Genomic DNA, 22,127 nt, shown 5'->3' with positions numbered 1-22,127 from the left:
GTGTGCTTGTTTGCTGGGGGGCGAGCGGGTTCACGGGGAGGCGTCTGATGCTGGGACGGGGTTGGAAACCCACGAACAGGGGTGGGTTGATTTTTCTTTGCGACTGCACGGCGTGGTGCCATGGACACGATGCCAGGCGGTAATGGTTGCTGTTCCAGCGGCGTTGAGGTCGAGCCGGGGGTCCGCCTACCGGAAATCTGCGAACTGCAGCATGCGATCATCCAACATTCAAGCTACGCGATCATCGCGACTGACGTCGACGGCACGATCATCTATTTCAATCCTGCGGCGCAACAGTTGCTGGGATACCGCTGGGAGGAGCTGGTTGGGCGGTGCACGCCGGGCGTTTTCCATGTTGCCGAGGAAATAGCCGCCAAGGCGGAGGAACTCTCCGAGCGGCTGGGGCGGCGGATCGATCCCGGGTTTTGCGTGTTCATCGCCGATCTTGCCGGCGGCATCCCATGCGAACACGTGGAGCACGACTGGACCTATGTGCACAAGGACGGCCGGCGTTTTCCTGTTGCCCTCTCCATTACGGCACTGCACGACTGTCAGGGCGAGTTGATCGGCTACCTCGGCATTGCCTCGGATATCAGCGAACGGCGTGCCATGGAAAGCGAGCTACGGATCGCTGCGACCGCTTTCGAATCGCAGGCAGCGATCATGGTGACGGATGCGGAGCAACGTATCCTGCGCGTCAATCCGGCCTTTTCACGTCTGACCGGGTATTCGGCCGAGGAGGCCATAGGGCGCTTGCCAAGCATCCTGAAATCTGGCCGCCAGGATAGTACGTTTTATGCCGAGATGTGGACGGCGCTTCAACAGACGGGGCATTGGCAAGGGGAAATCTGGAACCGCCGCAAGAGTGGCGAGGTTTTCCCGGAATGGCTGACAATTACGGCGATCTGCGATGAGCGCGGACAGCTGACCAACTATGTCAGTACTTTCTCCGATATCAGCAATCTGAAGATGGCCGAGTCGGAAATCCACAACCTGGCTTTCTACGACCCATTGACCAGCCTGCCGAATCGGCGCCTGCTCCTGAATCGTCTGCACAAGGCGCAGATTGCCGGTGGCAGGACTCGGGAATATGGCGCCTTGCTGGTAATTGATCTCGACAACTTCAAGACCTTGAATGACACGCTCGGTCACGATGTTGGCGATCGTCTTTTGGTCGAGGTGGCGAATCGACTGAAAAGCTGTGTGCGTGATACCGACACCGCGGCGCGCCAGGGAGGAGACGAGTTTGCCGTGATGCTCGACGATCTCGGCCAGGAGTCGGGGGCTGCCGGCGTCTTTGCCGAGAACGTCGCGGAAAAAATTCGCTCCGTCCTCGCCCAGCCCTATGTTCTGGGGCGTGAAGCGGAGTGTTTCCACACGGCGAGCATCGGCATCACGCTCTATTGCGGTGACGATAAATCAATCGATCTTCTCTTCAAGCAAGCCGACATCGCCTTGTACAAAGCCAAGGATGCCGGACGTAACACCATTCGTTTCTTCGATACCGCGATGCAGACGGCGCTGGAGCAGCGCGCCCGGCTGGAACGAGGGTTACGCCATGCCTTGCGGCGAGACGAATTGCGCCTGGTCATCCAGCCTCAGGTGGCGAATCGTCGCCGCATTGTCGGTGCCGAGCTGCTGTTGCGTTGGCAGCCTGCCGACCAATGGTTGGTCATGCCCGCCGAGTTCATTCCTCTGGCCGAGGAAACCGGACTGATCGTCGATATCGGCCAATGGGTCATGGAGCAGGCCTGTACCCTATTGCGCCGCTGGCAGGCGATTCCGGAGATGCGCGATCTTTATCTGGCGGTGAACGTCAGCCCACGCCAGTTTCACCAACCCGATTTCGTCGAGCGGGTGCAGAGAACGGTCGCCCACCACGGAATCGATCCGCGTCGTCTCAAGCTGGAGTTGACCGAGAGCCTGCTGCTCGAAGCGGTCGACGACGTCGTCGCGAAAATGCGCGCGCTGGCCGATTTGGGCGTCTGCTTCTCGCTCGATGACTTCGGCACCGGATATGCATCGCTGTCCTACCTGAAGCGCTTCCCTTTCGATCAACTGAAGGTGGATCGCTCCTTCGTCCGTGATCTCGGGGTGGATTCCGACGACGCCGCCATTGTTCGGGCCATTATCGCCATGGGCAACGCGCTGCGTCTGAATGTGGTGGCCGAAGGTGTGGAAACCGAGGAGCAGTATGTCTATCTGGCCGAGCACGGCTGCCATGCCTTCCAGGGTTACCTGTTCGGGCGGCCGATGAGTCTGGCCGACTTCGAGGCACTCTCGTTTGCCGATGCCGGCGACAAACCGGACAGCGCACCGGGACTCTGCTGGGTGATCTAGAGGCCGAGATAGCGGTGCCAGGTGCCGTGATCGGCATCGAGCTCGGCTGAGTTGCCCTGCCAGACGACGCGGCCACGCTCGATGATGGTGTGGCGGTCGGCCAGTTCGATCAGCTTTTCCACGTATTTATCCACGACCAGCACGCTCTGCCCGGCGCTGCGCAGGCGGGCCAGGCAGGCCCAGATTTCGTCGCGGATCAGCGGGGCCAGGCCCTCGGTGGCTTCGTCCAGCACCAGCAGGCGCGGATTGGTCACCAGCGCCCGGCCGATGGCCAGCATCTGCTGCTCGCCGCCGGACAGCTGGTTGCCGAGATTTTTCTTGCGCTCGGCCAGGCGCGGGAAGAGGTCGTAAACCCGGGCCGGCGTCCACGGCTCGGCGACCCCGCGCCGGTTGGCAGCAAAGGCGACGAGGTGCTCGTCCACAGTCAGGTTGGGGAAGCACTGCCGGCCTTCCGGCACCAAGGCGATGCCGGCACGGCCGATGCGGTCCGGTCGCCAGCCGGCGATGTCCTCGCCCAGGAAACGGATATGCCCGGCCTTGACCGGCTCCAGGCCACACAGCGCGCGCAGCGTGGTCGTCTTGCCCATGCCGTTGCGGCCGAGCAGGGTGGCCGCCTCGCCCTCCTGCATGGAGAGTTCGATGCCGAACAGCACCTGGCTGGGACCATAGGCGACTTCGAGGCCACTGATTTCGAGCAGGGGGCTCACAGGTGATCTCCCAGATAGGCGCGGCGCACGCCGGCGTCTTCCTTCACAGCCTCAGGCGAGCCGGTGAAGATCATCTGGCCGTTCACCAGCACCGAGATGCGGTCGGCCAGGCGGAAGACGGCGTCCATATCGTGCTCGACCAACAGGATGGTGACGTGGCGGGCGAGGTGTTCGATCAGTTCGACCATGCGCGCCGACTCCTCGGGGCCGGTGCCGGCCATCGGTTCGTCGAGCAGCAGCAGTTGTGGGCGGGTGGCCAGGGCCATGGCCAGTTCGAGGGCGCGTTGCTCGCCGTGCGACAGGTTGCCGGCGAGGACGACCGCCTTGGCGCCCAGGCCAACCTGCTCAAGCGTGGCCTGCGCTTCGTCGAACAAGGCCTTTTCCTGCCGAACCGGTCGCCAGAAACGGAAGCTGCTGCCCGCATCGGGCCGCCCCTGCACGGCTAGCGCCACGTTGTCGAGCGCTGACAGGCCGAGGAAGACGTTGGTGATCTGGTAGGAGCGGGCCATGCCGACGTGCACGCGTTCGTGCATCGACAGCCGCGTCACGTCGCGGCCGGCAAAATGCACGCTGCCGCTGTCCGGCTGCAGCGCGCCGGATACGTGATGGATGAAGGTTGTCTTGCCGGCACCGTTGGGGCCGATCAAGGCGTGGATCTCGCCGGCCTCGACGGTGAAAACCACGTCTTTCAGCGCGTCCACCGCAGCAAAGCGACGGGACAGGCCGCGGACGTCGAGCAGGGCCTCAGGCATGGTCTCCTCCCGCTTTGCGTCCGAACAGGGCGGCGACGCCCTTGGGCGCGAAGAGCACGACGCCAAGCAGCAGCAGGCCGAGCACGATGTGCCAGTGCTCGGTGACGCCGACCAGCGACTCCTCAAGCAGCAACAAGACCGCCGCGCCAACGACGCCGCCATAGAGATAGCCGACGCCGCCGATGATGACCATGACCAGCAGCGTACCCGACTGCGTCCATTGCAGTAGGTTGGGGCTGGCCAGCCCGGTCAGGTTGACCAGCAGCGCCCCGGCCAATCCCGCGGCCATGCCGCCGAGAGCGAAGGCGACCAGGCGGTAGCGGAACACCGGGTAGCCGAGCGCTTCCATGCGCGTCTCGTTCTCGCGGATGGCTTGCAGCGTGCGGCCGAAGCGGGCGTCGGCCAGACGGCCGAACAGGAGCATTGCTGCGGTGCACAGGCCCAAAACGGCAAAAAACAGGGCACTGTCGTCGGCCAGCGGCATCCCGGCCAGCGTCATGCGCCCGCTCAGCGGCAACCCGTCGTCGCCGCCCAGGCTGGCGGTGGAGACGAACAGGTAGTAGGCCATCTGGGCGAAGGCCAGGGTGATCATGATGAAATAGACGCCGCGCGTGCGCAGGCTGATGGCGCCGACGAGCAGCGCGAAAACCCCGGCCACCGCCATAGAGATCGGGAAGGCGAGCAAGGCTTCCGTGATCCCAGCCTGCCCGCACAAGGCCGCGACATACGCCCCGGCGCCGAGAAACGCGGCGTGGCCGAGCGACACCATGCCGCCGAAGCCGAGCACGAGGTTCAGGCTGGAAGCGGCCAGCGCGAAGATCAGCACGCGCGTCGCGAAGCCGATGTAGAACTCCTGGCCGATGGCAGTGAGCAGGCTGGGCAGCGCCAGCAGCGCAACGAACAGGGCGATGGCGGCCGGCTTCTGCCAGCGGGCGGCTTGGTAGAAGGCCATCTCAAGCCCTCGCCGGGAACAAGCCCTGCGGCTTGAAGAACAGGATACCGGCCATCAGCAGGTAGATCAGGATGGAAGCCAGTGCCGGGCCAAGCGTCGATGCCGCATCGGCCGGCAGTACGGCGCGCAGCAGCGTCGGGAGTAGGGCGCGGCCGAGAGTGTCGACGGTGCCGACGATCAGCGCGCCGACCAGCGCGCCGCGAATCGAGCCGATGCCGCCGATGATGATGACGACGAAGGCAAGGATCAGCACGCTCTCGCCCATGCCGACCTGCACCGCGAGGAGCGGCCCGAGCAGGCCGCCGGCCAGGGCGCAGAGCGCGGCACCGAAGACGAAGACGGCGGTGAACAGTCCGCGTACGTTGATGCCGAGCGCCTCGGTCATCTCCCGATTGGCCGCTCCGGCGCGCACCCACATGCCGATACGGCTCTTGGCGACAAGCAGGTAGAGCAGGGCTGCAACCGCGAGGCCGACGCCGATGATGAGCAGGCGATAGGCCGGGTAGAAGAAATCGCCGCCGAACATTGCAAACTCGACCGGCCCGGCCAGCGCCTCGGGCGGATTCAGCATCAGCGGCGCCGGCCCCCAGATCGTGCGCACCGCTTCGTTGGCGATCAGGATCAGGGCGAAGGTGGCGAGCACCTGCGACAGGTGGTCACGTTGGTACAGCCGGCGAAACAGCGAGAACTCAAGCAGCAATCCCAATACGGCGGTACCGGCCACGCCCGCACCCAGCCCGATCCAGAACGAATCCGCCGCCTGGGTCGCGGCGGCGACCAGATAGGCCCCGACCATGTAGAGCGAGCCATGGGCGAGGTTGATGCAGTCCATGATGCCGAAAACGAGCGTCAGCCCGGCGGCGAGCAGGAAGAGCATGAGGCCGAATTGCAGGCCGTTCAGGGCCTGTTCGAGGATGAGTTGGGTCATGAAGACAACGAAGCGGAGAACTCGAGATGCTCAAGGTGAAGCCAGGACGAGGCGACGAGGTCGGCGGCGCCGCCGACAGTCCGTCTGTACGGCAAGCTACCGCCAACGACGTGTTGGCAAGCGCCCTCGTTACTTCATCTTGCACTGAGCCACATAGGCATCGGCGTGATTGGTGAAGATGGTGCCCATGGTCTTGTTGGTGACGCGACCCTGGGCATCCTTGCCGATGGCGCGCAGGTAGTAGTTCTGCACCGGGTAGTGGTTGGTGTTGAACTTGAACTCGCCGCGCACGGACTTGAAGCGCTTGGCTTCGAGCGCCTTCTGCAGGGCCGCTTTGTCCTCGACCTTGCCCTTCACGTCGCGTACGGCGGCATCCATCATCAGGGCGGCGTCGTAGCCTTGCGAAGCGTAGAGCGAGGGCAGGCGGCCGTATTCCTTCTGGAAGTCGGCAACGAAGCGCTTGTTCTCTGCATTGTCCACGTCGTGCGCCCAGTGCGAGGAGTTGAACATGCCGAGCATGGAGCCGCCGACGGCCTTGATCACGTCTTCGTCGGCCGAGAAGCCGGGGGCGAAGAGCTGGGTGTCGCGCGACAGACCCGCGGCGACGAACTGTTTGACGAAGTTGATGCCCATGCCGCCCGGCAGGAAAAAGAACAGCGCATCGGGCTTGGCAGCGCGGATCTGCGCCAGTTCGGCGGCGTAGTCGAGCTGGCCGAGCTTGGTGTACATCTCCTCGGTCTTGCCCTTGTAGAACCGCTTGAAGCCGGAGACGGCATCCTTGCCGCCCGGATAGTTCGGGGTGACGATGATGACGTTCTTGTAGCCCTTGTCCTGCACCACCTTGCCGACGGCCTCGTGCAGGTTGTCGTTCTGCCAGGCAACGTTGAAGAAGAAGGGGTTGCACTGCTCGCCGGCGTATTGCGACGGGCCGGCGTTGGCCGAGATGTAGAAGGTCTTGTTGTCGAAGACGCTGGGGCCGACGGCGAGCATGATGTTGGAGAAGACGATGCCGGTCATGAAATCGACCTTGTCCTTCTTCAGCATCTTGTCGGCGGCCTGCTTGGCGATGTCCGGATTCTGCTGGTCGTCGGCGACGATCACTTCGGCGGGCAGGTTGCCCAGCTTGCCGTTCAGATGCTTCATGCCGAGCTGGAAGCCGTCGCGGATATCGACGCCAAGGCCGGCACCGGGGCCAGACAGGGTCGATACCAGACCGACCTTGATCTTGTCGGCAGCATGGGCGGAACCGGCAAGCATCAGCGCGGCGGCGAGGGCGGTCAGGCGAAGCGACATCGGAAACTCCGGAAGATGTGGAAAATACCAAATTGTAGCGCAGGAACAAGCAGATACTGGCGCGGTGCACCCCTAAATTCAGGTATATTCGCGCCCCATGATGAAGCCTGCTGTCGTTCTACTCTCCGGCGGACTCGATTCCGCCACCTGCCTTGCCATTGCCCGTAGCCAGGGCTTTGACTGCTACTGCCTGTCCTTCGACTACGGCCAGCGCCATAGCGCCGAGCTGAAGGCGGCCGAACGTGTGGTCAAAGCACTGGGCGCCAAGGAGCATCGCGTCCTCAACCTGGGCTTGGCCCAGTTCGGCGGCTCGGCCCTGACCGATACCTCGATCGACGTGCCGGTCGATGGCGTGCATCCGGGTATTCCGGTCACCTACGTGCCGGCGCGCAATACCATCATGCTGTCGCTGGCCCTGGCCTGGGCCGAGGTGCTGGGCAGTCGCGACATCTTCGTCGGCGTCAATGCGGTTGATTACTCCGGCTATCCGGATTGCCGGCCGGAATACATCGCCGCTTTTGAGAAGATGGCCAACCTGGCAACCAAGGCCGGTGTCGAAGGCGCCAAGTTGAACATCCACGCCCCGCTGATCAACCTGTCCAAGGCCGACATCATCCGCACCGGCAGTGCGCTGGGTGTCGATTACGGTCTGACCGTGTCGTGTTACCAGGCCGATGAACTTGGCCGTGCCTGCGGTGTCTGTGACTCCTGCCGTTTGCGCGCCGAAGGCTTTGCTGCTGCCGGCGTGCCCGATCCCACCCAATACCGAAGCTGAATCATGGAAGCTGCCGTTTCTCCCTCCACCGTTCTCTGGCTGGCCTTTGCCGTCGCCTTCGTCTTCGGCGCCATCGGCCAGAAGACCCATTTCTGCACCATGGGTGCGGTCTCCGACATCGTCAACATGGAAGACTGGAGCCGCATGCGCATGTGGCTGCTGGCCATCGGTGTCGCCATTCTCGGTTCGGCCGCGCTACACGCTGCCGGCTTGATCGACCTGAGCAAGTCGATCTACCGCACGCCCAATTTCACTTGGCTGTCCTATCTGGTCGGCGGCGGCTGTTTCGGCGTCGGCATGGTGCTGGCCTCCGGCTGCGGCTCGAAGACGCTGATCCGTATCGGCGGCGGCAACCTGAAATCGGTGGTGGTCTTCGTCGTCCTCGGCCTGGTCGCCTACATGACCATGCGCGGCGTGTTCGGCGTCTTCCGCGTCAATGTGCTGGAAAAGGCGGCTGTGACCTTCACCGGCGGCCAGGATATTCCGGCCCTGCTAACCGCAGCCGGCCTCGAGGCCAAGACCGCTTTCTGGCTGAGCGTGCTTGCCATTGGCGGCGGCCTGACGGCTTTCAGCCTGTTCAAACGCGATTTCTGGACCCCGGACAACCTGCTGGGCGGTTTGGGTACCGGATTGGCGGTCGTTGCCGCCTGGTATGTCAGCGGCCACATCGGCTACCTGGCCGAGCATCCGGAAACCCTGGAAGAAGCCTTCATCGCTACCAACAGCGGGCGCATGGAAGCGTTGTCCTTCGTTGCCCCACAGGCCTACACACTGGAATTGCTGATGCTGTGGTCGGATAGCAGCCGCGTCGTCACTTTCGGCATTGCCACGGCACTCGGCGTCATCGCCGGCTCTTTCGCCTGGTCCATCCTGACCGGCAAGTTCCGTTGGGAAGGTTTCGCCAGCGTCGAAGATACGGCCAACCACCTGATCGGTGCGGCGCTGATGGGCTTCGGCGGCGTCGTTGCCATGGGCTGCACGGTCGGCCAGGGCATCACCGGTTTCTCCACCCTGGCGTTGGGTTCCATCGTGACCTTCGGCGCTATCGTCGCCGCTTCGGCCGCGACCTTGAAATTCCAGTACTGGCGCTTGATGCGCGAAGCCTGACAAGGATCGCGCAAGGAATCGAAGCGAGGGCGCTCAGGCGCCCTCGTTTTCTTTCAGTTTCTCGATGACCAGCGGGAAGGCGCCCGAACCGAGCAGGGCGACGGCGGAGACGATGAAGGCCAGGCCGGCCATCGGGTCGTCGAGTACTGGATGAATGAGGGCGCCGAAGCCGGCGAGGCTGAACAGGCCGGGAATGGCGCACAGCACGCCAAGCACGGTGAGGATGACGAAGGATTTGGGGTAGTGACGCATGGCGGCAGTGTAGACGAAGGGCGAAAACGGCGCGAAGATTGCCCCCTATTTTAAAGTTTCAGGAGACTCTGATGAACCGTCGCAAATTCCTGCGCAATACCGCCGCCCTCGGGGCGCTCGGTGCCATCGAATATGCGCCCTGGCAGGCCGTTGGCGCCTTCGCCCGCGAGCTCGACGATTTCGTGCGTGGTCCGGCGGTCAAGGATCATCCGCTACGCCAGATCAGCAAACATGTCTGGATGATCTATTCGCCCGATGGTTTCCCGACCCCGGAAAACCAGGGGATGATGTGCAATATCACCTTCGTCGACACGGCCAAGGGCCTGGTCGTGGTTGATTCCGGCGCTTCGGTGCAGATCGGCGAAATGGCCATCCGCCAGATCAGGAAGCAGTTCAAGAAGCCGGTCGTGGCCATTATCAACACGCACTATCACGGCGACCACTGGCTGGGGAACGATGCCTTTGCGGCTGCCTACAAGGACATTCCGATCTACGCCCATGCCGGCACGATCAAGGAAATCCAGGGCATGCAGGGCAATATGTGGCGGACGCTGATGGAGCAATGGACCAACCAGGCGACGCTCGGCACGCGGGTGGTGGCTCCGACGACTGCGGTGGACCACGACCAGGAGCTGAAATTCGGCGACGTCACGCTGCGTCTGCACCACTATGGCACGGCGCATACGCCTTACGACATCTGTGTCGAAGTGCTCGAGGACAAGCTGACCTGCGTTGGCGACGTGGCGATGGACCGGCGCATCGCCAACATGGACGATGGTTCTTACCTGGGGACGCTGAAAGCCTATGCGGCGCTGGAAAAGAACGCGGCCGCAAAAATCTGGCTACCCGGCCACGGCCAGCCCGGCGCCGCCGTGCTGCAGTGGAATCGCGAACTGTTCGAAGGCATCTACTACCCTTGCGAAAAGGCGATCAAAGAGGGCTTGCCGCTCGAAGAAGCCAAGGCGCTGGTTCTGAGAGACCCGCGTGTCGCCAGCCGCGCCAAGGATACCAAGGGTTTCGAAACCAACATCGGCAAGTACGTCAGCCTGGCTTACCTCGAAGCCGAAGCCGCCGGGTTCTGATGGGCTGCTGTCCTGGGGGAGGCGACGAGACTGGCGAGGCGCAGGTCGAGCCGGGTTCGAGGCCCGAAGGCGCCGCCTTATCGCACAGCATATTCCTTATTCCCGGGATGGATTGCCCGGCCGAGGCGCAGATGATTCGGCTGCGTCTGGCCGATCTGGCTTACGCCCGACCGCAGTTCGATTTCCCGGGGCGGCGCCTGCTCCTGGACCACAGCGATTCGGCCGAAGCTGTTTTGCAGCGCCTGGCGCCGCTCGGTTTCGCCGCCCAACTGCTCGAAACAACCCCATTCTCCGACAGCCATCCCAGTGGTGGCCAAGGCGATGCCGCCGAAGCCAGTATGCTCTGGCTGCTGCTTGCCATCAATGGCCTGATGTTCGGCATCGAACTGTTTGCCGGCAGGTGGGCAAGCTCGGCGGGTTTGATCGCCGACGCCATGGACATGTTTGCCGATGCGGCGGTTTACGGTCTGGCCTTGTACGCCGTGGGGCGGAGTGGCGCATGGAAGCTGAGGGCGGCGCATCTCTCGGGCTGGTTGCAACTTTCGCTGGCCCTCTGGGTGCTGTTCGAAACCGGCCAGCGGGCGGTTTCCGGCAGGCTGCCGGAGGGCGGGACGATGATGGGCATCTCGGTGCTTGCGCTGGTGGCCAACGCCGCCTGCCTGTGGCTGATCGCACGGCACCGTGAGGGGGCGGTGCACATGCGTGCCAGCTACATTTTCACAGCCAACGACGTACTGGCCAATCTCGGGGTCATCGTTGCCGGTCTGCTGGTCAGCCTTTTCCGCCATCCATGGCCGGACTGGGTGGTGGGCGGCATCATCGGGGCGATGGTATTGAGCGGCGTGATACGCATCCTGCGTCTGCGCTGAACCAAGCGCGAAAAAACGACTCTCAATCTCCGCTATTGCCGGCATGGCCCTTGCTGCCCTGCCGGTATCACCCGGTTTTTTGCCGGAAACCCGACACAAGCACGATGAACGCCCCGGAAAACTTTCTCGCCGACCTGCCCGCCTTCGACAACAGCTTTGCTGCCCTGCCGGAGGATTTCTATACCCGCCTGCCGCCGCAACCACTGCCCGATCCTTATGTTGTCGGCGTCAGCGACGAAGTGCTCGATCTGCTCGGCCTGCCGGCCGATTTGCCGAAGCATCCGCAATTTGCCGATCTTTTCGCCGGCAATCGCCTGTTGCCGGGCAGCGAACCGCTGGCGGCGGTTTATTCCGGCCACCAGTTCGGCGTTTGGGCCGGGCAACTGGGCGATGGGCGAGCGCATCTGCTTGGTGGCCTGCGCAACGGGCGCGGGCATTGGGAAATCCAGCTGAAAGGGGCGGGCCGTACGCCCTACTCGCGCGGCGCTGACGGGCGGGCCGTGCTGCGCTCGTCGATCCGCGAATTCCTCTGCTCCGAGGCCATGGCCGGGCTGGGTGTACCGACCACGCGTGCACTGTGCGTCATCGGTTCCGATCATCCGGTACGGCGTGAGGAAATCGAGACAGCCGCTGTTGTTACCCGAGTCGCACCGGGCTTTGTCCGTTTCGGTTCATTCGAGCATTGGGCTTCGCGCGACCGCGATGCCGAGGTGCGCCGGCTGGCCGATTACGTCATCGATACTTTCCGTCCCGAATGCCGTGACGCCGCCAACCCCTACGACGCCTTGCTGCGCGACGTGGCGCGCCGCACCGGCGAACTGATCGCCCACTGGATGGCCGTTGGCTTCATGCACGGCGTGATGAACACCGACAACATGTCCATCCTCGGCCTGACGCTCGATTACGGCCCCTTCGGCTTCATGGAGGCCTTCGACGCTGGCCACATCTGCAACCATTCCGATACCTACGGCCGTTACAGCTACCGCAACCAGCCGCATGTCGCGCAGTGGAACCTGTACTGCCTGGCCGATGCCTTCTTGCCCTTGCTGAAGCGCCCGGAAATCGCGCGCGCGGCAGTGGACGAGACCTACGGCGAGGCCTTCGAAACCACCTTCGAGCGCCTGATGCGCGCCAAGCTCGGCCTGCGCGAGGGCTTGCCGGACGACGAGCAGTTCATCGGCGAGACCTTCGGCTTCCTGCAACAGCACCGTCCGGACTTTACGCTGTTCTTCCGGATGCTGTCCAAGCTGCCTGCTGCGGTGCACGGGCCGGAAAGGGCAAAAACCGATGCGCCGCTACGCGACCAGTTTGTCGACCGCGCCGCCTGCGACGCCTGGCTGGACAACTGGCGTGCCCGCCTGGCGCAAACACCGTGGGAAGACGAGTCTCGGCAGACCGCCATGCTCAACGCCAACCCGAAATATGTACTGCGCAACTGGCTGGCCGAACAGGCCATTCGCCAGGCCAAGGCTGGAGACTTTTCCGAAGTTGCCCGCCTGCTCGCCTGCCTGCGCAGGCCTTACGACGAACAGCCGGAATACGAAGACTACGCCACCCTGCCGCCGGATTGGGCGAGCGGCCTGGAGGTCAGCTGCTCGAGCTGACCTCGGGAAGCGACCTTACTGAACGATACGGCCGTTGTCGCCGATCATGGCGAAATCGACGAAGGTCGAGCCGGTGCGCTTGCTCGACGTGAAATCCAGCGAGTAGCCGCCGAGGTCGATCTTGCTGCCGCTCAGTGCCTTCGCCGTGGCCGGTCCGCTGTTGCCACCCTGCTTGAGGGCATTGACCAGGGCCTTGGCGGCAATGAAACCCTCGATCGAGCGTGCCGTCAGGTTGGCGTCCTTGCTGCTTTCCTTCAGGCGGCTATATTCGCGGATCAGCGGCAGCGTCGTCTTGTTCTCCAGCGGCATGACGACCGAGAAGGCGTAGCCACGTGCCAGCGATGGGCCGAGTTTGGCGAGAAGCTGTTGCGTGTCGATGATCGACATCCCGTAGATGGTGGCGATACCTCCCTTCTGGCGGTACTGGCGGACGAATTCGATGGCTGCGGCCGTCGTTGCGCCGAGGAAGATCGATTGCGGCGCCGCCTTGAGCATGCTGTCGACGGCGTTTTCGACCTTCAGCGTGTTGCGCTCGTAACCTGCCCGCGCCGCCAACTGGATGTTGTATTTGGGGGCAGCCTGCTCGGCACCGGTCAGCACATCCTTGCCCAGGCTGTCGTCCTGATAGACCAGCCCGACCTTGCTCTGTCCGGTCTGGCTCAGTTGCTTGAAAAGGCTATCGACCTCGTCGCGATAGCTGGCCTTGACCACATAAGTGGCCGGCGCACCGATCATCGAACTGGCCCCGGAGAGCGGCCCGATCAGGGGTGTATTGGCGCGGGCCAAACTGCCGTCGCGGATCAGGGCTTCGACGTTGTTGGTGCCGACGGAGCCAATAAAAGCGACCGGTTGCTCGTTGGCCAGGCTTTCCTTGACCAGACGGACGGTTTCTTCCGGCTTATTCTCATCGTCGCGGCTGATCAGCTTGATCGTATTGCCGCCGACGCCGCCTTGAGCATTGATGTGATCGAAATAGAGCTTGGCACCGGCCTGAACCGCCTTGCCGGTAACGCCTTGTGGGCCGGACAGGGGGGCGACCTGAACCACCAGCAGTTCCTTGGCGCTGGCGGTCTGTAGCAGGCTCGCCAGGAAAAGCATGGACAAGGCGCGACGAAGCGCCGAAAAGGGAATGGAGATAGGCATCGCTGTTCCTAAAGAGGGATTTGTCCGGTGGGCCGGATCTCGGGGATTGGGTGCAGATTATTCCATCGGTCTGGTCAGCTGCCGATTTCGGATATCCACAGTTTCACATTTAATATATTGTGATCGCGTTCAAAAACAAACCATATAAATCAACAATTTAATTGTATCTATTAAATAATTCGTAATTTACGCGGCATGCTGTTCGGTGGTATGTGAACGTAGCGTTCAGCCGCCTTGTCATTCTTCCTAGACCAGTCCGCGCCGCAATCGCACGGCAAGTTGGCGGCCAGCTCACAGGCGGAGCCGGCATCCACATTGCAGGGCAGGTCGCAATCGCAGAACCCAGCCTGGTCCAATGGTCGAAACTTCGCTTGTTGATAGCGTCGATGGGTGATACCGCAGCGTATCAGTCGTCTCCGCAAGACAATCAGGCCGCGCCAGAGGCCAAGGCGGCTGATGGCGCGATAGCCGAGCTGCGAGCAACTCACCCGTCCGGTGTGGAATCGGTAGGCGCAGCAAAAGCCCTTGTACGGTGAAATGTGCCGCTGATAGAACTGGATGGCGGCGAGCGCAAGCTTGCGGAGCATGGTCAGATATGCGGTAAAACGATAGCGAGGGCCACGACAATCCAGAAAACCAGGCCGAGCAGAACCTGACCGTCTGGGCTGATCAGGCGTTTGCCTTCGTCATTGCGCACGATCGCACTGCGCCAACTTGGCCGTGGCTTTTCGACTTCTTCGGCCAAATCGCCAGCCTGCCAGTGGCCGAGGCTGACAACGGGAACGAGCATCTTGCCGGTGAAATAAAACAGCGTCTGGCTCAAGGCATCGAGCACGACGGTACCGATAAATTCGCCGAGTGCGGACAGGGCCATGGCAATCTCCGGACGAAAAAAAGCCGGCGGGGTCAGTCGCCGGCTTTTTTGGTGTGAGGCGCTAGCTGCGCTTACTGGACTTGCTGGATACCCGCCAGCACCCAGCCGCGTGAACCATCACGCGGTTTGGTCATGTGCCAGATTTCCTGGAAGGCTTCGGCCGGAGCGTTGGCATCTTCGCGGATCAGGCCATTGAATTGGACGCTGACGATGTAGCGGTTGGCTTCCTCGCTGACGTCAAGCACTTCGGCGTTGAGCTGGACGACGTCGGTCTCCTGCTTGGCGCCTTTGCGCTCGTCGATGCCCATTTTGATCTCGGCGAACATTTCCGGCGAAGTGAATTCGCGGATGTCGTCGAGGTTGCCGGCATCGTTGGCGGCCTGCAGGCGAATGAAATTCACCTTGGCGTTGCGCACGAAACCTTCAGCGTCGAAATCGGCCGGGATGTTGGCTACAGCGACCGGAGCAGCGGCGCTACCGCCCATCGGCTGGTAGTTCTGTGCCGGCGGCGGATTGCCATAGCCGGCGCCAGCGCCGGCGTACTGCATGCCTTGATGTCCTTGGGCAGCCGCCTTCTTGCGCATGAAATAGCCGATCACGCCGATGACCACCATGGCGAGCAGGGCAATCATCATGAAGTTGGCCAGTTCTTCGCCGAAGCCGAAGTGCGAAGCCAGCGCGGCGAGGCCGATACCGGCGGCGAGGCCGGCGAGCGGGCCCATCCAGGAGCGCTTGGGTTGGGTTTGCGGCGCGGCGGCCGGGGCGGCAGCTTGCTGCTGCTGAGCCGGGGTGGCCTGTTGCGTGTTCTTGCTCGGGGCAACGGATTGACGCTGCATGCCGGTCGATCCGCCGCCGCCCAGGCGCTTGGCGGCCTCGGCGTCGCTGATCGACAGTGACAGGCCGAGCACGAGGGCGGCGGCCATCATCACGAAGTTTTTCATCGATGTCTCCTTCATTGGGATAGTGACGGACGAAGTGTAGCGATCTTTCCGCTCATTTATAACCGCAGAAAATTGCAGATATGTTTCGGAAAAAACGAAGTTTAGCCAAGCAGAGATGCGACTGCCTGCGGATTGGACGGGAAGTAGAAATGTACGTAGGAGGCGGTCAGGCGCCTCGTACGATAGATCGCCTCACCTTCGCCGCCACGTTGCGGGCGGGCGCGGCAGAGCGGATCGAGCGGGCTTTCGCTCTTCGAATAATGGAAAGTGTGGCCGGACAACTCGCCTTCCGGTAGCGTGGCGAATTGCGTGCCGAGCGCGGCGAGCCGTTGCTGCATGACGGAGCGACCGGGCAGCAGGCCGCCGAAACGGTGGCTGACGCCAGCCTTGTCCACGACTTCCTCGAACAGGCTCATCATGCCGCCGCACTCGGCCAGTAGGGGCTTGCCGGTATCGACATGGGCGCGTAACGCGGCCCACAGGGCGGTGTTGGCGGTGAGCGATTGAGCGTGCAGTTCCGGATAGCCTCCGGGCAGCCAGACGGCATCGCATTCCGGCAGCGCTTCGCCGGCGACTGGCGAGAAAAAGCATAGCTCGGCACCCAGTTGCTGCAGGGTTTCCAGATTGGCCGGGTAGATGAAACCGTAGGCTGCGTCGCGGGCGATGGCGATGCGCTTGCCAGAGAGCAATGGCGGAATGGCTGGCGGTGGCACGTCGTCGAAATTTGCCGCTTCGGGCAGGTGCACCGCAGCAGTCGCTTCCAGCGCATCGGCCAGCTTGTCCAGGCGAACGCCAAGGTCTTCGATCTCGGCCGCCTGCATCAGGCCGAGGTGGCGCTCGGGCAGGCTATCGCCGGATTTGGGCAGGGCGCCGAACCAGCCCATGCCGGGCGGCAGGCTTTCGCGCAGCAATTCGGTGTGAAAGGCGCTACCGACGCGGTTGGCCAGCACGCCGGCGAAGGGCAGCTTGGGCCGATAGGTGGCCAGGCCGTGCGCCACCGCACCGAAGGTCTGGGCCATTGAGCCGGCGTCGATCAGGGCCATGACCGGGATGCCGAAGCGTTCGGCGATGTCGGCGGCCGAAGGCGTCCCGTCAAACAGACCCATGACGCCTTCAACAAGGATCAGGTCGGACTCCTTGGCTGCCCGGGCCAGCCGCCAGCGGGCGTCAGACTCGCCGCACATCCCGAGATCGAGATTCTGGCAGGGGCGGCCGGAGGCGAAGGCATGGATCTGCGGATCGAGAAAATCCGGGCCGCACTTGAACACCGTGACGCGTCGGCCCTGGCGGGCGTGCAGGCGAGCCAGGGCGGCAGTGACGGTGGTCTTGCCCTGGCCGGAGGCAGGGGCGGCGATGAGAATGGCGGGACAGGGAGTCATTTATCGGTTGAGGTAGCGGGTTCGATCAGGACGAGCTTACCGGTTTTCGGGTCGCGAAAAACTTCGCCAACGCGGTCGTAGCCGCTGCCGCTTTGTTGAGCGCCGATGGCGGGGCGTTCTATTTCGCGTCCCTTGTCGACCGGTTGCGGTGCTTTCAGGTTGGCCTGGGTACCGGCAGCCAAGGCGGCGAGCAGGCCACAGGCGAAGACAAGCATGACGTCGACCAGGTTGACCAGGCTGGCGCGCGGGTCTTCGTCGTAATCGTCGAAGCGGGCGTCGAGCTTGGAATAGAGGCGCAGACGGCGCCGCGGTTGGGCGCTTTCGCTCATGCGGCCTCCATCGCTTCCAGGGTTTCTTCGTACCAGCGGCGGCGCAGTTTGCCGACGACCAGGCCACCGATGCCGGCGACCAGGCCGAGTACGGTGGCGTCGAAGGCGACGGTGACGGCGCTGGCCAATTGGGCCGGGTTGCCTTGGCCCAGGGCGGCGAGGCCCGGCCCGAGCGGAATGATGGTGGCCATCAGGCCGAGCATGGGCGGGATGCGGGCAAGCAGGTCGGCGCGCTCCAGGCGGTGCCGGGCGATTTTCTGCACCTGGCCGAGGTCGCCGGCTTGGCGCAGGCGGGCAAGGCCGCTGAAGCGCTCGCCGACGGCAATGCCGGCTTCGACGGCAGCGACGGCGCAGGCGAAGAGCAGGGCGGCGAGGGCCGGGGTAAGCAGCCAGGTGACGGCGTCGTGCAGCCAGGCGAAGGAAGAAGCATCAGACATGGTGTTCTCCGAGGGTGGAACGGGGTGAAGGTAGGCGCAGGCCGCGCCACAGGCCGAGGGTGAACAAGGCGAGGGCGGCGCCGAGCAAGGCGAGGAAATTCAGGGCGCGTTCGGCAGCGGTGGGGGCTTCGCTACGCGGCGTCAGTTCGTAGTAGCGCGGGGCGGCGGCGTTTTCCGCAGGGGTTTCGGCGTTGGCGTCATTCTCGGTTTTTGCCGATTTTGGGCGGTGCACCGCAGCAGTGCCTCTGGGCAGCTCGGCGCTGGCGGTCGGCAAGGTTTCGCCGCGTGCCTTGGCCAGGGTGACGCCGAGCGCTTGTGTGTCGCCCGCATCCAGTTGCGGCGCCAGCCAGGCCCACATCGGGTGGTTGGGCGCGGTGTGGCCGCTGCCGGGCAGGCCGTTCTTATCGACCAGGCGGGCGAGTTCGCCGCCCATCCGTTTGATGGTGGCGGCATCGGTTTTCCAGAAGCCCTTCTCGGCAGCGACCATGAAGATGGCCAGCATGTGCGCCTTGATGTGGGCGTTCTGGCCCTGTCCGAGGAATTGCGGCAGGCCCAGCTGGTGGGCATCATCGAAATAGACCGACTTCACTTCGTCCCAGGCCCAGTTCTTGACCAGATCGGGGCGCGTGACCTGCCAACCCCAAAGGTTTTCGAGGAACTCCTGGCCCATCGTTCGGGCGCCGGCATAGCCATGCCCCATCAGCGGCTTGAGCCAAGCCGGATTGAGGAAACGGCCGCGCAGTTCGCCGAGCAGGGCGCTGGTCAGCGGTTCGAGATCGGCCCGGCCAGGTTCGGCATGTTGCAGGATCAAGGCTTCCGGCGGGCGGCCGGTCCGTCCCTCGATGGCCAGCGACAGGCCGCCGAGGTAGTCGAAGGCATCGTTGTTGTCGAGCAGACCGTAGAGGTTGCTGGCGCGGCCGTGGTAGGTGCGGGCGATGCCGTCGAGCGCGGTGTCGAAAGCGGCATGAGCGGCTTCGCCGCTGTCGTCGAGGCCGTAGGCGTGGCCCATGCGGTTGCGGTAGGCGCGGCCGATTTCGTCGCGCTCGCGCCAGGCGCCCGAGCGCTCGGTCAGCCGATTGACGCCGGCCCCATAGGCGCCGGGGGCGTCGCCGAAGATGCGCTGGGCGGCGGCGCGGCCGGCTTCGCCTGGGCTGAGACCGGATTGGCGCAGGGCGGCAAAGCGGTTCAGCCATTCGCGGGCGACGCGATTGTCCTGCGGGTTTTCCTTGCCCCAATTCGCCGTGGTCACCGAGGCTAGCGCCGACGCGAGCGCTTCCTTCAGTTCCGGTTGGCTGTCGACCAGGGCGGCCGCCGAGGCGGCCAGGGCGTGGCGCCCGGCGCGGTCGATCAGGTTGATCAGGTTGGGGTAGAGATCGCGGAACAGGCCGGAGGTGGTGACGACCACGTCACGCCGCGCGGTGCCGGGCTTCAGCCGGACGTCGGTGACGATGCCGCGGGCGTTCCACACGGGCTCGGCACCCATCAGGGCCAGCGCGAAGCCGACCATGACGCCTTCGTCGCGCACGGCATCGGAGGCCCACAGGATGACGCCTTCGCTGCCGCTAGCCTGCTTACTGCGGTGCACAGCCGTTTCGGCCATTTTTTCACCGAGCTTGTAGCCGAGATGGGTGGGCAGGATGTCGCCATCGACCGCGTGGAAATTGCGCCCGGTCGGCAGGGCTTCAGGCGAACGCAGCGGGTCGTTGCCCTTGCCCGGCGGAATGTAGCGGCCAGCGAGACCGGCCAGCAGGCCCTGCATTTCCAGGCGCGGCGAATCTTTCAGCTTCTGGGCCGTTGCCGGGTCGTCGATGCCGCCCTGTCTCATCGAATCGAGCATCAGGTCGAGCGAGGCCTGGCTCCAGTCGCGACCGAAAACGTGCAGGCCGTAGGGCATGAACTTTTCCTGCAGCTTGGTCAGGTAGTGGCCGACCTCGTGCGCCAGCAGGTCGTCGTCGGCCGCTTCGAAGCCGATGCCGCGCACCTGCAGCACGTCGGCCATCGAGGCTTCCAATTCGGCCTTCAGGTTCAGCTCGATCACTTTCTCGCGCATGGTGCGGGCGGCTTGCGCCTTGAGCGATTCCGACGAAGCGGCCTCGTAGCTCTCGACGATCTGGCGCAGTACCAGTAGTTGATCGTAAAGCGGCGTGGCGGCGAGCGGCGGCGTCAGGTGGTCGACCATCACGGCAAGGCCGCGCCGCTTGGCCTGCGTGCCTTCGCCAACGCCATCGACGATGTAGGGATAGATGCCCGGCAGGTCGGCCGCGATCAGGCTCGGGTAATCGTCAGCGGCCAGCCCGACGGCTTTGCCGGGCAGGAATTCGTAGGTGGAGTGGCGGCCGACGTGGACCACGGCATCGGCCCGGAAAACGTCGCGCAGCCAATGATAGAAGGCGAGGAACTGATGCGGCGGGGTGACGCTGGTATTGGCATGCAGCAGTTCTTCGTCGACCTCCCAGCCGCGCGGCGGTTGCGGACCGACGAAGACGTTGCCGAAATGCAGGCCGGGCACGAGCAGACGGCCGCGATCGACCATCACCTTGCCGGGTGTGGCACCCCAGCCCTTCATGCCTTCGATGCCATAGGCGGTGAGGCGGCGGACCAGCGGCGCCAGCGTGGCGCAACGCTTGATCGGGCGGTCGGCCAGGCAGGCAAGGTAGCCGGCTTCCAGTGACTGCAGGTCGCGGATGGCCTTCAGTCGTTGCGGATGATCGGCCCCTTCGACCAGGTGATGCAGTTCCTTGAGCACGGCATCGACCCGCTTGCGGCCGATGGGACGTTCGTTAGCGCTTTCCGCTTCGAGCACCTCGGCGTGCAGGCGACCGAGCGGGCCGCGGGTCATTTCGCCCTGGATGCGAGCGGGCAGGCCGGCAAACCAGCGGGCGTAGTCGGCCGCGGAGACGCCATCGACGAGGCCGCCCAGTTCACGCAGGGCGGCGCGGTCTTCCGGCAGATTGACCCCTTGCGCCATGATGCGATCGAGCAGGGCTTCGGGAGAGGCATGCAACTCGCCGGTACGGTAACCGGCGGCCTTCAGCGCATGCAGCATGTCGAACAGCGAATTCGGTACGTCTAGGTTGTCGGCACCGATGTTTTGCCGACCGGGCGGATGGTTGTAATAGACGATGGCGACGCGCTTGTCGGCGTTGGCCTTGGCACGCAGGGCCAGCCAGCGGCCGACGCGGGCGGCGACGCGGTCGATTTCGGCAGCGAGCATGACCGGCGGCCGGGTCTGGATGCCAGTCAGCTTGTCCGGCTGCGGCGCGCCCAGCGCCGAGACGACGATGGGCTGGCCGATGCCCTGCAGTTCGGGCAGGGCGACGCGGTATTGCACCGAGTCGGCCGGCAGGCCGTCCGGTGACAGGCGCCACTGCGTGACGCCCCTTTCGGTCAGGCGGATGGCCTTGAACAGCGGGATATCGAGTTTTCTGAAAGCCTCGGTGACCGCCTCGCGGCCTTCCGCTGCGCCGACGACGAAGTCCTGCAGGATGACGAGCGCCGCCGGTTTGGCCGGCGTGATCAATTCGGGCAGGCGCTCCAGCGCTTGGCGAGAAGCGCCGCCCCAGCGCGTCAGTACCTGCACGCAGGCTTGCCCTTGCTTCTCGATGGCGGCGCACAGTGCGGCGGGGGCTTGGCCATCCATGTTGGCCAGGTCGAGTACGACCACGGTGGGTTGCGTGCGTAGTCCGAGTCGAGCGCCATGGCCCCAAGCCGTTTCGTCGGTCAGTTCGTGTTCGCCAACGCGCAAACGCAAGGTGGGTTCCGCTTGCGGTGCGGGGAGTGGCTGGCGTGGTTCGAGCAAGTGGGCGAACAAGGCCCGTGTGTTGTCGACGCCACCGGCTTGCCAGAGGCGGCGGGCGCTCAGCCAGTGTCGGGCGGCCGGATGCGCCTCGGCGCTGGTCAGTGCATCCGTGGGCGGGGTTTCAAGCGCCAGCTGACGCAATGTCTCGGCCGGGAACCCGGCCAACTCACCCTGGGCATCGCGACTCATCAGGTTCAGGCTGGCTTCGCCATTCATCGCCAGGATCGGCATGCGCGAGCGGCCATGGCGAGTCAGCGCATCCTTGAGCTTGCGCGCCGGGTCGCCGAAGAGCGAAACGGCCAATACGCTGTCGGCCTGGTTCAGCCATTGGGCCAGCTGCTTATCGTTGGCCGCCATCAGCTGGGCCGGGGTGCGCAGATTGATGCGGTCTTGCGGATGCGTCGCCAGATGCCGATGGGCCGCCTCAATCGCCGTCGGCGCAGCCCGCTCCGTCACGATGCCGAGCAGGGTGGCTGCCTGGGCACCGCTCAGGGCGAGCGTGCCGAGCAGTGCTGCACAGGCGCCGGCCAGGCGGCGGAAAAGCGGGTGCCGGGGTGACACGCT

The 22,127-nt window shown here is 64.2% G+C and carries 20 protein-coding genes; 6 read left to right on the top strand and 14 right to left on the bottom strand.

Translation table 11 applies throughout. The features are described from left to right. Positions 1 to 120: 120 nt before the first annotated feature. The gene (locus WIF35_RS11105; protein ID WP_412478282.1) at positions 121 to 2,340 is read left to right on the top strand and encodes an EAL domain-containing protein; all 2,220 of its coding nucleotides are present in this window, start codon (positions 121 to 123) and stop codon (positions 2,338 to 2,340) included. On the opposite strand, the gene WIF35_RS11100 is transcribed toward WIF35_RS11105, so the two are convergent. The 5 genes from WIF35_RS11100 to WIF35_RS11080 form a co-directional block, all read right to left on the bottom strand. Then, on the bottom strand, positions 2,337 to 3,047 hold the full coding sequence (locus tag WIF35_RS11100) for an ABC transporter ATP-binding protein (protein WP_412478281.1): 711 nt from the start codon (positions 3,045 to 3,047) through the stop codon (positions 2,337 to 2,339). The genes WIF35_RS11105 and WIF35_RS11100 overlap by 4 nt on opposite strands. Beyond that, complete coding sequence (locus WIF35_RS11095; RefSeq protein WP_412478280.1) at positions 3,044 to 3,799, bottom strand: ABC transporter ATP-binding protein; 756 nt, start codon at positions 3,797 to 3,799, stop codon at positions 3,044 to 3,046. The genes WIF35_RS11100 and WIF35_RS11095 overlap by 4 nt, the downstream gene beginning before the upstream one ends. Continuing rightward, positions 3,792 to 4,751 carry a branched-chain amino acid ABC transporter permease gene (locus tag WIF35_RS11090; protein ID WP_412478279.1) on the bottom strand — a complete coding sequence of 320 codons (960 nt, stop codon included), beginning with the start codon at positions 4,749 to 4,751 and terminating at the stop codon, positions 3,792 to 3,794. Before WIF35_RS11090 ends, WIF35_RS11095 begins: the two co-directional genes overlap by 8 nt. A gap of 1 nt (position 4,752) precedes the next feature. Further along, positions 4,753 to 5,679 carry a branched-chain amino acid ABC transporter permease gene (locus WIF35_RS11085; RefSeq protein WP_412478278.1) on the bottom strand — a complete coding sequence of 309 codons (927 nt, stop codon included), beginning with the start codon at positions 5,677 to 5,679 and terminating at the stop codon, positions 4,753 to 4,755. A 129-nt stretch (positions 5,680 to 5,808) separates the two neighbouring features. Further along, positions 5,809 to 6,972, bottom strand: coding sequence for an ABC transporter substrate-binding protein (locus tag WIF35_RS11080; protein ID WP_412478277.1), 1,164 nt, complete (start codon positions 6,970 to 6,972; stop codon positions 5,809 to 5,811). A gap of 97 nt (positions 6,973 to 7,069) precedes the next feature. On the opposite strand from WIF35_RS11080, the gene queC reads away from it, so the two are divergent. Beyond that, on the top strand, positions 7,070 to 7,747 hold the full coding sequence (gene queC / locus WIF35_RS11075) for a 7-cyano-7-deazaguanine synthase QueC (RefSeq protein WP_412478276.1): 678 nt from the start codon (positions 7,070 to 7,072) through the stop codon (positions 7,745 to 7,747). A gap of 3 nt (positions 7,748 to 7,750) precedes the next feature. Next, positions 7,751 to 8,854 (top strand): YeeE/YedE family protein, encoded by a 1,104-nt coding sequence (locus WIF35_RS11070; RefSeq protein WP_412478275.1) that lies wholly within the window; start codon positions 7,751 to 7,753, stop codon positions 8,852 to 8,854. Positions 8,855 to 8,887: 33 nt separating this feature from the next. Here the strand turns inward: WIF35_RS11070 and WIF35_RS11065 are convergent, their stop codons facing one another. Next, positions 8,888 to 9,106: a hypothetical protein gene (locus WIF35_RS11065; protein WP_412478274.1), complete on the bottom strand. Its 219-nt coding sequence runs from the start codon at positions 9,104 to 9,106 to the stop codon at positions 8,888 to 8,890. A gap of 71 nt (positions 9,107 to 9,177) precedes the next feature. Between WIF35_RS11065 and WIF35_RS11060 the strand changes: the two genes are divergently transcribed. The 3 genes from WIF35_RS11060 (at position 9,178) to WIF35_RS11050 (ending at position 12,661) form a co-directional block, all read left to right on the top strand. Continuing rightward, positions 9,178 to 10,188 carry an MBL fold metallo-hydrolase gene (locus WIF35_RS11060; RefSeq protein ID WP_412478273.1) on the top strand — a complete coding sequence of 337 codons (1,011 nt, stop codon included), beginning with the start codon at positions 9,178 to 9,180 and terminating at the stop codon, positions 10,186 to 10,188. A 131-nt stretch (positions 10,189 to 10,319) separates the two neighbouring features. Next, the gene (locus WIF35_RS11055; protein WP_412478272.1) at positions 10,320 to 11,057 is read left to right on the top strand and encodes a cation transporter; all 738 of its coding nucleotides are present in this window, start codon (positions 10,320 to 10,322) and stop codon (positions 11,055 to 11,057) included. A gap of 104 nt (positions 11,058 to 11,161) precedes the next feature. Continuing rightward, the gene (locus tag WIF35_RS11050) at positions 11,162 to 12,661 is read left to right on the top strand and encodes a protein adenylyltransferase SelO (protein WP_412478271.1); all 1,500 of its coding nucleotides are present in this window, start codon (positions 11,162 to 11,164) and stop codon (positions 12,659 to 12,661) included. A gap of 15 nt (positions 12,662 to 12,676) precedes the next feature. On the opposite strand, the gene WIF35_RS11045 is transcribed toward WIF35_RS11050, so the two are convergent. The 8 genes from WIF35_RS11045 to WIF35_RS11010 all read right to left on the bottom strand — a co-directional run bounded on the left by WIF35_RS11045 (position 12,677) and on the right by WIF35_RS11010 (position 22,124). After that, positions 12,677 to 13,804, bottom strand: a complete 1,128-nt coding sequence (locus WIF35_RS11045) for an ABC transporter substrate-binding protein (protein ID WP_412478270.1) — start codon at positions 13,802 to 13,804, stop codon at positions 12,677 to 12,679. A gap of 170 nt (positions 13,805 to 13,974) precedes the next feature. After that, positions 13,975 to 14,391, bottom strand: a complete 417-nt coding sequence (gene yidD, locus WIF35_RS11040) for a membrane protein insertion efficiency factor YidD (protein WP_412478269.1) — start codon at positions 14,389 to 14,391, stop codon at positions 13,975 to 13,977. Positions 14,392 to 14,393: 2 nt separating this feature from the next. Beyond that, complete coding sequence (locus tag WIF35_RS11035) at positions 14,394 to 14,678, bottom strand: hypothetical protein (RefSeq protein ID WP_412478268.1); 285 nt, start codon at positions 14,676 to 14,678, stop codon at positions 14,394 to 14,396. 71 nt (positions 14,679 to 14,749) lie between these two features. After that, on the bottom strand, positions 14,750 to 15,619 hold the full coding sequence (locus tag WIF35_RS11030; protein WP_412478267.1) for a Tim44 domain-containing protein: 870 nt from the start codon (positions 15,617 to 15,619) through the stop codon (positions 14,750 to 14,752). Positions 15,620 to 15,720: 101 nt separating this feature from the next. Beyond that, positions 15,721 to 16,998, bottom strand: a complete 1,278-nt coding sequence (locus WIF35_RS11025; RefSeq protein ID WP_412478266.1) for a cobyrinate a,c-diamide synthase — start codon at positions 16,996 to 16,998, stop codon at positions 15,721 to 15,723. Continuing rightward, a complete protein-coding gene (locus tag WIF35_RS11020; RefSeq protein WP_412478265.1) occupies positions 16,995 to 17,327 on the bottom strand; it encodes a hypothetical protein in 333 nt (110 codons plus the stop codon). Before WIF35_RS11020 ends, WIF35_RS11025 begins: the two co-directional genes overlap by 4 nt. After that, positions 17,324 to 17,764, bottom strand: coding sequence for a MotA/TolQ/ExbB proton channel family protein (locus WIF35_RS11015; RefSeq protein ID WP_412478264.1), 441 nt, complete (start codon positions 17,762 to 17,764; stop codon positions 17,324 to 17,326). The genes WIF35_RS11020 and WIF35_RS11015 overlap by 4 nt, the downstream gene beginning before the upstream one ends. Continuing rightward, positions 17,757 to 22,124 carry a cobaltochelatase subunit CobN gene (locus WIF35_RS11010; protein ID WP_412478263.1) on the bottom strand — a complete coding sequence of 1,456 codons (4,368 nt, stop codon included), beginning with the start codon at positions 22,122 to 22,124 and terminating at the stop codon, positions 17,757 to 17,759. The genes WIF35_RS11015 and WIF35_RS11010 overlap by 8 nt, the downstream gene beginning before the upstream one ends. Positions 22,125 to 22,127: the final 3 nt, after the last annotated feature.

It is taken from the genome of Azonexus sp. IMCC34839 (assembly GCF_047047955.1).
GTDB lineage: Bacteria > Pseudomonadota > Gammaproteobacteria > Burkholderiales > Rhodocyclaceae > Azonexus.
This window is presented reverse-complemented; position numbering and strand designations above follow the sequence as displayed.

What these genes read in the sequence shown, in the direction of transcription:
- WIF35_RS11015 (WP_412478264.1), bottom strand. Translation starts at nt 17,764, where the DNA reads ATGTCTGATGCTTCTTCCTTCGCCTGGCTGCACGACGCCGTCACCTGG.
- WIF35_RS11105 (WP_412478282.1), top strand. Translation starts at nt 121, where the DNA reads ATGGACACGATGCCAGGCGGTAATGGTTGCTGTTCCAGCGGCGTTGAG.
- WIF35_RS11020 (WP_412478265.1), bottom strand. Translation starts at nt 17,327, where the DNA reads ATGAGCGAAAGCGCCCAACCGCGGCGCCGTCTGCGCCTCTATTCCAAG.
- WIF35_RS11070 (WP_412478275.1), top strand. Translation starts at nt 7,751, where the DNA reads ATGGAAGCTGCCGTTTCTCCCTCCACCGTTCTCTGGCTGGCCTTTGCC.
- WIF35_RS11055 (WP_412478272.1), top strand. Translation starts at nt 10,320, where the DNA reads ATGATTCGGCTGCGTCTGGCCGATCTGGCTTACGCCCGACCGCAGTTC.
- WIF35_RS11085 (WP_412478278.1), bottom strand. Translation starts at nt 5,679, where the DNA reads ATGACCCAACTCATCCTCGAACAGGCCCTGAACGGCCTGCAATTCGGC.
- WIF35_RS11095 (WP_412478280.1), bottom strand. Translation starts at nt 3,799, where the DNA reads ATGCCTGAGGCCCTGCTCGACGTCCGCGGCCTGTCCCGTCGCTTTGCT.
- WIF35_RS11035 (WP_412478268.1), bottom strand. Translation starts at nt 14,678, where the DNA reads ATGGCCCTGTCCGCACTCGGCGAATTTATCGGTACCGTCGTGCTCGAT.
- WIF35_RS11050 (WP_412478271.1), top strand. Translation starts at nt 11,162, where the DNA reads ATGAACGCCCCGGAAAACTTTCTCGCCGACCTGCCCGCCTTCGACAAC.
- WIF35_RS11060 (WP_412478273.1), top strand. Translation starts at nt 9,178, where the DNA reads ATGAACCGTCGCAAATTCCTGCGCAATACCGCCGCCCTCGGGGCGCTC.
- yidD (WP_412478269.1), bottom strand. Translation starts at nt 14,391, where the DNA reads ATGCTCCGCAAGCTTGCGCTCGCCGCCATCCAGTTCTATCAGCGGCAC.
- WIF35_RS11030 (WP_412478267.1), bottom strand. Translation starts at nt 15,619, where the DNA reads ATGAAAAACTTCGTGATGATGGCCGCCGCCCTCGTGCTCGGCCTGTCA.
- WIF35_RS11090 (WP_412478279.1), bottom strand. Translation starts at nt 4,751, where the DNA reads ATGGCCTTCTACCAAGCCGCCCGCTGGCAGAAGCCGGCCGCCATCGCC.
- WIF35_RS11045 (WP_412478270.1), bottom strand. Translation starts at nt 13,804, where the DNA reads ATGCCTATCTCCATTCCCTTTTCGGCGCTTCGTCGCGCCTTGTCCATG.
- WIF35_RS11065 (WP_412478274.1), bottom strand. Translation starts at nt 9,106, where the DNA reads ATGCGTCACTACCCCAAATCCTTCGTCATCCTCACCGTGCTTGGCGTG.
- WIF35_RS11080 (WP_412478277.1), bottom strand. Translation starts at nt 6,972, where the DNA reads ATGTCGCTTCGCCTGACCGCCCTCGCCGCCGCGCTGATGCTTGCCGGT.
- queC (WP_412478276.1), top strand. Translation starts at nt 7,070, where the DNA reads ATGATGAAGCCTGCTGTCGTTCTACTCTCCGGCGGACTCGATTCCGCC.
- WIF35_RS11025 (WP_412478266.1), bottom strand. Translation starts at nt 16,998, where the DNA reads ATGACTCCCTGTCCCGCCATTCTCATCGCCGCCCCTGCCTCCGGCCAG.